This window comes from Planctomycetota bacterium (genome assembly GCA_026387035.1).
In the GTDB taxonomy this organism is placed as follows: domain Bacteria; phylum Planctomycetota; class Phycisphaerae; order FEN-1346; family FEN-1346; genus JAPLMM01.
This window is the reverse complement of record JAPLMM010000138.1, coordinates 1-8,415: the sequence shown is the minus strand read 5'-3', so window position 1 is coordinate 8,415 and position 8,415 is coordinate 1. Positions and strand designations below refer to the sequence as shown.

Below are 8,415 nucleotides of genomic sequence, written 5' to 3'. Positions count from 1 at the left end.
GACCGCGAGGTGGTCGAATCGCTTCACCGCTCGACCATGGGCGTGGACCAGGACTACGTGAGCCTCCTGCACCACGCCAGCCGGTGCGCCCTGGCAGACGGATGGGGCGGCTCGATGATCGGAACGGAACTCCAGGACGTCATGTTCGGCACGCCGACCCCGGCGCGAGGCGAAATCAACCTGGGCGTCCTCAAGGAGGACCAGGTGAACCTGGTGGTTCACGGCCACGAACCGCTCCTGTCGGAGATGGTGGCGGCGGCGGCGACAATGCCCGAGATCCTCGAGGAAGCAAAGAAGGCCGGCGCCAAGGGCGTGAACGTCGCCGGTATCTGCTGCACGGCGAACGAACTCTTGATGCGTCACGGCATCCCGGTGGCGGGGAACTTCCTGTCCCAGGAACTTGCCATTGGGACAGGCGCCGTGGACCTTATGTGCGTCGACGTTCAGTGCATCATGCAGAGCCTGACGGAGGTCGTCAAAGGCTTCCACACGAAACTCATCACGACGAGCGAGAAGGCCCGCCTTCCGGGCGTCGAGCACGTCCAGATGGACGAGTCGAAGGCCCTCGAGGTCGCCAAGCAGGTCGTCCGCAAGGCTATCGAGGCCTTCAAGTGCCGCAAGGGCAAGACCGTCCACATCCCGAAGGACAAGGGCGAGGTCGTCGTCGGCTTCAGCCACGAGACGATCAACTACATGCTCGGCGGGCGATTCCGCGCGTCGTACCGGCCGCTGAACGACAACATTATCAACGGCCGGATCCGCGGCGTCGTGGGCGTCGTCGGGTGCACGAATCCGAAGGTCTGCCACGACTTCGGCCACACGACACTGATGCGGGAACTGATTAAGCGTGACATCCTGGTGGTGACGACGGGGTGCGCGCAGATCGCGTGCGGCAAGCAGAGCCTGATGACGCCGGAGGCCGCCGAGTTCGCCGGGCCCGGCCTGCGGGAGATTTGCGAGACGGTGGGCATCCCGCCGGTGCTGGCGGTCGGCTCGTGCGTCGATAACAGCCGCATCCTCGTCGCGTGCGCCGAGATGGTCCGCGAGGGCGGGCTGGGCCAGGACCTCTCCGACCTGCCCATCGCGGGGGCGTGCCTGGAGCACATCACGGAGAAGGCGATCTCGATCGGCCAGTATTTCGTCGCGTCGGGCGCCCTGGTGGTGTTCGCCAAGAAACTCTTCCCCGTGCTGCCGGGGTCCAAGGTCGCAAAATACCTCTTCGAGGACATCGCCGAGGAGTTCGGCGGCCGGTGGGCGGTCGAGGACGATGCCGTCAAGGCGGCCGACCTCATCCACGCCCACATCGAGGCGAAGCGCGACGCCCTGGGCATCAACCAGGAGCGCGAACGGAAACTTTACGACATGGAGGACCGCCGAAAACTCGAAGTGAAATAGCCCCCCGAAACCAGAACCGAGAGACGCATTCTCACAAGGAGATGAAAAGGAGCCAGGAGATGTCCAGAATCATTGCAACCGCAGCCATCCGGGGCGCCCACAAGATCGCCAAACAGGCGGACCAGATCCTCCAGAAGGCCATCAAGGAAAAGGGCGAGGATGCGGCCGTCGAGTTCCCCAACACGGGGTACTTCATCCCCATCATCTACGCGATGACGGGGCACGAGGTCCGCAAATTGTCGGACTTCCACCCCGTGATGGACCGCATCCGGGAACTCCTCCCGCCGCCTGTGGAGAAGCGGCTATGGCTGCCGTACCTGGGCCCCACGCTGGACGCGGGGATGGCGACGCTTTTCGCGGAGGAAGTCATCGAGGCGTGCCGATACCTCGTCGGCCCGAACCCCGTGCGGGACCTCTGGCTGGGGGCGGCGGACGACGTGATCCTGCGGGAGCGCGGCATCCAGTTCGTGGACGGGACGGCGCCGGGGTTTGCGGCCATTGCGGGGGCTGCCCCGGACGTGGAGACGGCTGTGGCGATCGCCCGCAAGTTGCAGGAGCGGAGCCTCTACGTCTTCATGGCCGCCAGCCACAACGGGACCAGTTTCTCGCAGCAACTGGCGGAGGGCGGCGTCCAGATGGGGTGGGACACGCGTCTCGTGCCGTTCGGGCCGGACATTTCGGCCGCCATCTACGCTTTAGGTTTCGCGGCGCGTGCGGCGATGAGTTTCGGCGGCGTCCAGCCGGGCGACTTCCGCCGAAACCTGCTCTATAACAAGGCGAGGATTTTCGCGTTCGTCCTCGCGCTCGGCAAGGTGACCGACGAGTGGTACGCCACCGCCGCCGGGGCCATCAACTTCGGGTTCCCGACCATCGCCGATTCCGACATTCCGCAGATTCTGCCGACGGGCGTCTGCACGTACGAGCACGTCGTCTCGAACATCCCCCACAAGGAGATCGTCGAGAAAGCGATCGAGGTTCGCGGCCTGAAGATCAAGATCGCGGAGGTGCCGATCCCGGTGGCGTTCAGTCCGGCGTTCGAGGGCGAGCGCATTCGCAAGGAAGACATGCACGCGGAGTTCGGCGGCCAGCGGACACCGGCGTTCGAGTGGCTGCGGAGCCTGCCCACCGACAAGGTCGAGGACGGCAAGGTTGAAGTCATCGGGGCGGACACCGACTCGGTCAAGGAGGGCGAGCGGCTGCCTCTGGGCGTCGTCGTCGAGGTGGCGGGACGCAAGATGCAGCCGGATTTCGAGCCGGTCCTGGAGCGGCAGATCCACACGTTCCTCAACCACGCCCAGGGCCTGTTCCACATGGGCCAGCGCGACATCGTCTGGGTCCGCATCTCGAAGGAGGCGCACAAGGCGGGCTTCCGGCTCGAGCACATCGGCAAGATCATCCACGCGATGCTGCACGAACACTTCTCCAGCATCGTCGACAAGGTCCAGGTGAAGATCTACACGGACGAAAAGAAGGTGCTCGAACTCCAGGAGCAGGCGCGGGCGGTTTTCGCCGAGCGCGACGCCCGCCTGGCGGGCATGACGGATGAATCTGTTGACATCTTCTACTCGTGTACGCTCTGCCAATCGTTCGCCCCGAACCACGTCTGCATCATTACGCCGCAACGATCCGGCCTCTGCGGCGCCTACAACTGGCTGGACGGCCGGGCGGCCTTCGAGATCAACCCCGCCGGACCCAACCAGCCCATCCAGAAAGGCGCCCCCGTGGACGCGAAACTGGGCCAGTGGGAGCGCGTCAACCAGTTCATCCACGAGAAGAGCCAGGGCGCGATCGAACGCATGAGCGCCTACTCGATGATCCAGGACCCCATGACGTCGTGCGGGTGCTTCGAGTGCATCTCCGCCATTCTGCCCTCGACGGGCGGCATCATGATCGCCCCGCGCGAGTTCCCCGACATGACGCCGTGCGGCATGAAGTTCTCGACTCTCGCCGGCACGGTGGGCGGCGGTCGGCAGACGCCGGGCTTCGTCGGCCATTCCAAGCACTACATCGTCAGCCCGAAGTTCATCAGCGCGGACGGGGGATTTGGGCGCATCGTCTGGATGCCCAAGGCCCTGAAAGAGGAACTGCACGACGCCCTGGTCGCCCGGGCGGAGGAACTGGGCCTGGGCGGCGAAGCGTTCCTCGCAAAAATCGCCGACGAATCCGTCGCCACCACCGAGGAAGAGGTCGCCGCACACCTCGCCAAGGTCGAGCACCCCGTCATGGCGATGGAGCCGATGTTCTGAACGGAGAAATGATGAAATCCGAAATCCGAATGACGAATGAATGACGAAAAAGCAATGACGAAACGCGCGATGGGCTATTGCCTTCGTCATTCGGATTTGCCTTTTGATTCGTCATTCGGACTTCGTCATTCGGATTTTTTCACCCGGATTTCTTCGCCCGCAACTAAGGACAAAAGGTGGATTCCGAAAGTCTCAAGCGTTAAACAATAGGTTCAGGAAAGGACCCTCTCGCCATGGCGCTCAGCGGACTCGACATTTTCAAACTCCTGCCGAAGACCAACTGCAAGAAGTGCGGCATGCCGACCTGCCTGGCCTTTGCCATGGCCCTCGCGCAGAAGAAGGTCGGCCTGGACCAGTGCCCCGACGCGAGCGCCCAGGCGCGCGAGGCGCTGGCGGCGGCCGCAGCGCCGCCGATGCGGCTCGTCAAGTTCGGCGCCGGTCCGGCCGAATGCGCGACCGGCCAGGAGACGGTCCTCTTTCGCCACGAGGAAAAGTTCCACAGCCCGACGGTCGTGGCCGTCACCCTGGCCGACACGCTGGATGCGTCGGCGCTGAAGGCCCGGGCCGAGGCGATCAAGGCCCTTTCGTTCGAGCGGATCGGCCAGGCCATGCCGGTCGGCGCCGTGGCCGTCATGAACGCTTCGGGCGACTCATCTAAGTTCGCCTCCGCCGCCGAGGCCGCCAAGACGACCGGCAAAGCGATCATCCTGGTCGCCGCGAGTCCCGAGGCGGCCGGGGCCGCCCTCGCGAAGGTCAAGGACTCCAGGCCGCTCCTCTGTGCCGCCACGGACAAGACGGCCGAGGCCATGGCCAAACTCGCCGCGGGCGCCAAGTGCCCGCTGGTGGCCCGGGCGCCCGATGCCGATGCGCTGGCCGCCCTGACGGAGAAACTGAAAGCCGCCGGATGCGAAGACCTCGTGCTCTGGCTCGATGCGCCGAACGGCTGGGCCGAGATGGCGGGCCTGACGCAGGTCCGCAAACTGGCGCTCAAGAAGAACTTCCGTCCTCTGGGCTATCCGGTCATCGCCTTCGCGACGGAAGGCGAACCGGAGACCCAGGTCGTCCGGGCCGCCTCCCTGGTCGCCAAGTACGCGGGCATCGTGGTGGTCGGGGCGACCGAGCCTTGGGCGCTGCTGCCCATTCTGACGGCCCGGCAGAACCTCTACACGGACCCGCAGAAACCCGTCCAGGTCGAGCCGAAACTCTACGCCGTCGGCGAGGCTGGGGACAACAGCCCCGTCATGTTCACGACGAACTTCTCGCTCACCTACTACACGGTCGAAAGCGACGTGGAGGCCAGCCGCATCCCCTCCTGGATCCTCTGCGTGGACACGGAAGGCACGAGCGTTCTGACGGCCTACTCGGGCGACAAGTTGAACGAGAAAACCGTCGCCAAGGCCATGAAGGCGGCCGACCTGGAGAACAAGGTCAAACACCGCAAACTGATCATCCCGGGCTACGTGGCCGTCATGAGCGGAAAACTGGAAGAGGAGACCGGCTGGGAGATCCTGGTCGGTCCGCGGGAATCGAGCGTCATTCCGCGGTATCTTCAGGAGGTCTGGGGCTCGTGACCCGCCGCCCAGTTATGTAGCGCGAGGGCTTGTCCCTCGCGCAAAACCGCGCGGGGCACCCGCCTTCGTCCGCCAGCACGGAGGGCGGACTTCGGCGTGGCAAGCAAGGCCCCGCGCTACAAAATAAGGCGTTCGAGAAACCGGAACGGACGGGAAGGCCATGGCTCCGACAAAACAAGCAATGTGCAAGGTTCGCTTCGAGCCGTCGGGATTGAAAACGGAGATCCCGCGGGGCGCGACGCTTCTGGAGGCGGCGCGCCTGGCCGGCGTCTACGTGACGAGCATCTGCGGCGGGGACGGGTACTGCGGCAAGTGCAAGGTCGTGGTGGACGAAGGCGAAATCGAGTCGCCGCCCACCACGCTCCTCGCGCCCCAGGAAGTCCGCGAGCGCGTCGTCCTGGCCTGCCAGACCCGCGTGCTGTCGGATGCCACCGTCACGGTGCCCAAGAGCCACGCGCTCGACACCGGCCGAATCCTCGTCGACAGCGACGCCCACCGCTTCAGCGAGTTGCCGACCGAAGACCTCGGCGCGGAACGCCCCGCCGGGGAGGGCACGTTCCCCTACGACCCGCTCGTTCAGAAGCACTACCTCCAGATGGCCAGCCCGACGGAAGAAGACCAGCAGGCGGACCACGAGCGGCTGTACATGGCGATCCGGGGCCGCTTCGAAGCGCCCCTGATGCAGACCGGGTACCGCATCCTCCAGAGTCTGCCCGCCGTCCTCCAGAAATCCCAATACAAGGTGACGGCGATCGTCGCGCAGCGCGGCGGAACGATGGAAGTGGTGGACATCGAGCCGGGCGACACCAGCGCGTGCAACTACGCCGTCGTCGTGGACGTGGGCACGACGACCGTCGTCGCGCACCTGGTGGACCTGGCGGGCGCTTCGACGGTGGACGCGGAGGCGACGTACAACTCGCAGATGCACTTCGGCGAGGATTACATCCGCCGAATCATCTACGCCGAGCAACACGACGCATTCGACGAGATGCAGCGGCGAATCGTGCACGACGTCAACGACCTGATTCAGACGCTGGCCATCCGCCAGGCGATCGAGTTGAGTTACATCACGGCCGTCATCTGCTCGGGCAATACGGCGATGATCCATTTCCTTTTGAACCTGGACCCCCGGCGTATTCGCCGGTCGCCTTACATTCCGACGGCGGCGTGGGTGCCTCCGATCCGGGCCTCGGAGGCCGGCATCCGCATCCACAAGCGGGGCCTCTTGTACACGCTGCCCGCCGTCGGGGCCTATGTCGGCAGCGACATCGTGGCGGGGGTCCTGGCGACGCGCCTCTACGAGGCCCCGCGCCTGAGCCTTTTCATCGACATCGGCACGAACGGCGAGGTGGTGCTCGGGTCTCGCGAATGGATGGTCTGCGCGTCGTCGAGCGCCGGCCCGGCTTTCGAGGGTTCGGGGGTAAAGCACGGCATGCGGGCAGCCCGTGGGGCGATCGAGCGTCTGAGCGTGGCCGCCGACGGTTCCTTCCGGTTCCAGACGGTGGGTGGCGACCCGCCGCGAGGCCTTTGCGGGTCGGGCCTGCTCGACGCCCTGGCTGCGCTGCTCGAGATCGGCGCCATCGACCGCACGGGGCGGTTCATCCAGAAAGGCGATCCACGCCTCGTCGAGGGGGCCGACGGCTTGGAGTTCACGATCGTGCCGCCCACCGACGGCCGGGAAGCCATCACCATCGGCCAGGCGGACATTGCCAACCTCGTCCGCTCGAAGGCCGGCGTCTATGCCGCCGTCCAGGTCCTCCTGGAATCCACGGGGACGCGAGTGGACAAACTCGACACCATCTACGTGGCGGGCGGGTTCGGGAACTATCTGGACGTGCGCAAGGCCATCCGGATCGGCATGTTGCCGGACATTCCGGTGGACCGGATTCGTTTCGTGGGGAACTCGTCGATCGCGGGGGCGAAGATGGCCGTCATGAGCCGCCACGCCCTCGCCAAAGCCGAGGAAATCGCCGACCGCATGACGTACTTCGACCTGATGAACCACCCCGGCTACATGAACGCGTTCATCCAGGCGAACTTTTTGCCGCACACCGACCTCTCGCGGTTTCCGAGCGTCACCGAGAAACCGCCGTCGAAGGGCGCCACGAAGGCATGAGCACGACAGTCGCCATCTCGGGCAAAGGCGGCAGCGGCAAGACGACCGTTGCGGCGATGATCGTCCGCCACCTGGTCCAGCGCACGGCCGGGAGCGTCCTCGCGGTGGACGCCGACCCGAACGCGTGCCTGGGCCTGGCGCTCGGCCTGGAGCCCGAGACGACGGTCGGCGAGATTTGCGACCAGGCCCTCGACCGGAAACTCCAGACCGGCGCCGGAACGAGCCGCGAACGCGCCCTCCAGTACGCCATTCACCGGGCCGTCGCCGAGGCTGAGGGCTTCGACCTCCTAGTCATGGGCCACACCGAGGGGCCCAAGTGCTACTGCGCGGTCAACCACCTGCTGCGGAAGTACCTCGACGAGGCCGGCCAGGACTATGCCTACGTGGTCATCGACAACGAGGCGGGCATGGAACACCTGTCGCGCCGAACCACCAATGCCGTGGACTTTCTTCTGATCGTGACGGAGGCGACGGTGGTCGGAGCGAAGACCGCCCACCGCATCCTCGGCCTGTCGAACCGGCTGCCGATCAGCGTCGGCGATCGGCTCGTCCTGTGGAACAAGGTGGAGGAAGGCGGCGCCGCGCCTGCCGGCGGGAGCGATCTGCCGGCGGCGGGAAGCGTCCCCTTCGACCGCACGGTTCTTGATCTTTCGATACAAGGCAAGAGCGTCTTCGGCCTGAAGGCCGACAGTCCGGCGTTCCAGGCCGTGGGCAAAACCCTTACGGAACTTCTCGGCACTCCGGCGGTCCGCGTGCCCTAGACGAAGGAGAGACTATGCCTCTACCGGCGGTTCAGGAGAGTTATTCGGGAAGCGTGAACGAGGTCACGCTGGGCGGCGGGAGCCGCAAGAACACCGTCAAGATCGGCGGCGCGAAAACGATTCCCTACGGCGGGGACGCCCCGGCGACCGGCCGCCGGCCGGTCATTGCCATCGACGTCCTCGACGCCGCGCCCGCGGAATGGCCCCCTGCCCTCGCGGAGGCGTATGCGGGCGTCCTCGCGGACCCGGCCGCCTGGGCCAGGAAGGCCGTCGAGGAATGGGGCGCGGACCTGGTGTGCGTGAAGTTTGACGGCATCCATCCCGAC

At 65.7% G+C, this 8,415-nt stretch carries 6 protein-coding genes; all 6 read left to right on the top strand.

Annotated features, from left to right (window positions below):
- Window positions 1–1,395: carbon monoxide dehydrogenase (locus tag NTX40_04685; GenBank protein ID MCX5648379.1), on the top strand; the 1,395-nt coding region annotated here is incomplete at its 5' end.
- A gap of 59 nt (window positions 1,396–1,454) precedes the next feature.
- The gene (gene acsB / locus NTX40_04680) at window positions 1,455–3,641 is read left to right on the top strand and encodes an acetyl-CoA decarbonylase/synthase complex subunit alpha/beta (GenBank protein MCX5648378.1); all 2,187 of its coding nucleotides are present in this window, start codon (window positions 1,455–1,457) and stop codon (window positions 3,639–3,641) included.
- A 233-nt stretch (window positions 3,642–3,874) separates the two neighbouring features.
- Window positions 3,875–5,212 (top strand): acetyl-CoA decarbonylase/synthase complex subunit gamma, encoded by a 1,338-nt coding sequence (acsC, locus tag NTX40_04675; GenBank protein MCX5648377.1) that lies wholly within the window; start codon window positions 3,875–3,877, stop codon window positions 5,210–5,212.
- A gap of 160 nt (window positions 5,213–5,372) precedes the next feature.
- The gene (locus NTX40_04670) at window positions 5,373–7,328 is read left to right on the top strand and encodes an ASKHA domain-containing protein (protein ID MCX5648376.1); all 1,956 of its coding nucleotides are present in this window, start codon (window positions 5,373–5,375) and stop codon (window positions 7,326–7,328) included.
- Window positions 7,325–8,089, top strand: coding sequence for an AAA family ATPase (locus NTX40_04665; protein MCX5648375.1), 765 nt, complete (start codon window positions 7,325–7,327; stop codon window positions 8,087–8,089). Before NTX40_04670 ends, NTX40_04665 begins: the two co-directional genes overlap by 4 nt.
- A 14-nt stretch (window positions 8,090–8,103) precedes the next feature.
- Window positions 8,104–8,415, top strand: a 312-nt coding sequence (locus NTX40_04660) for an acetyl-CoA decarbonylase/synthase complex subunit delta (protein MCX5648374.1), incomplete at its 3' end; no start/stop codon positions are given.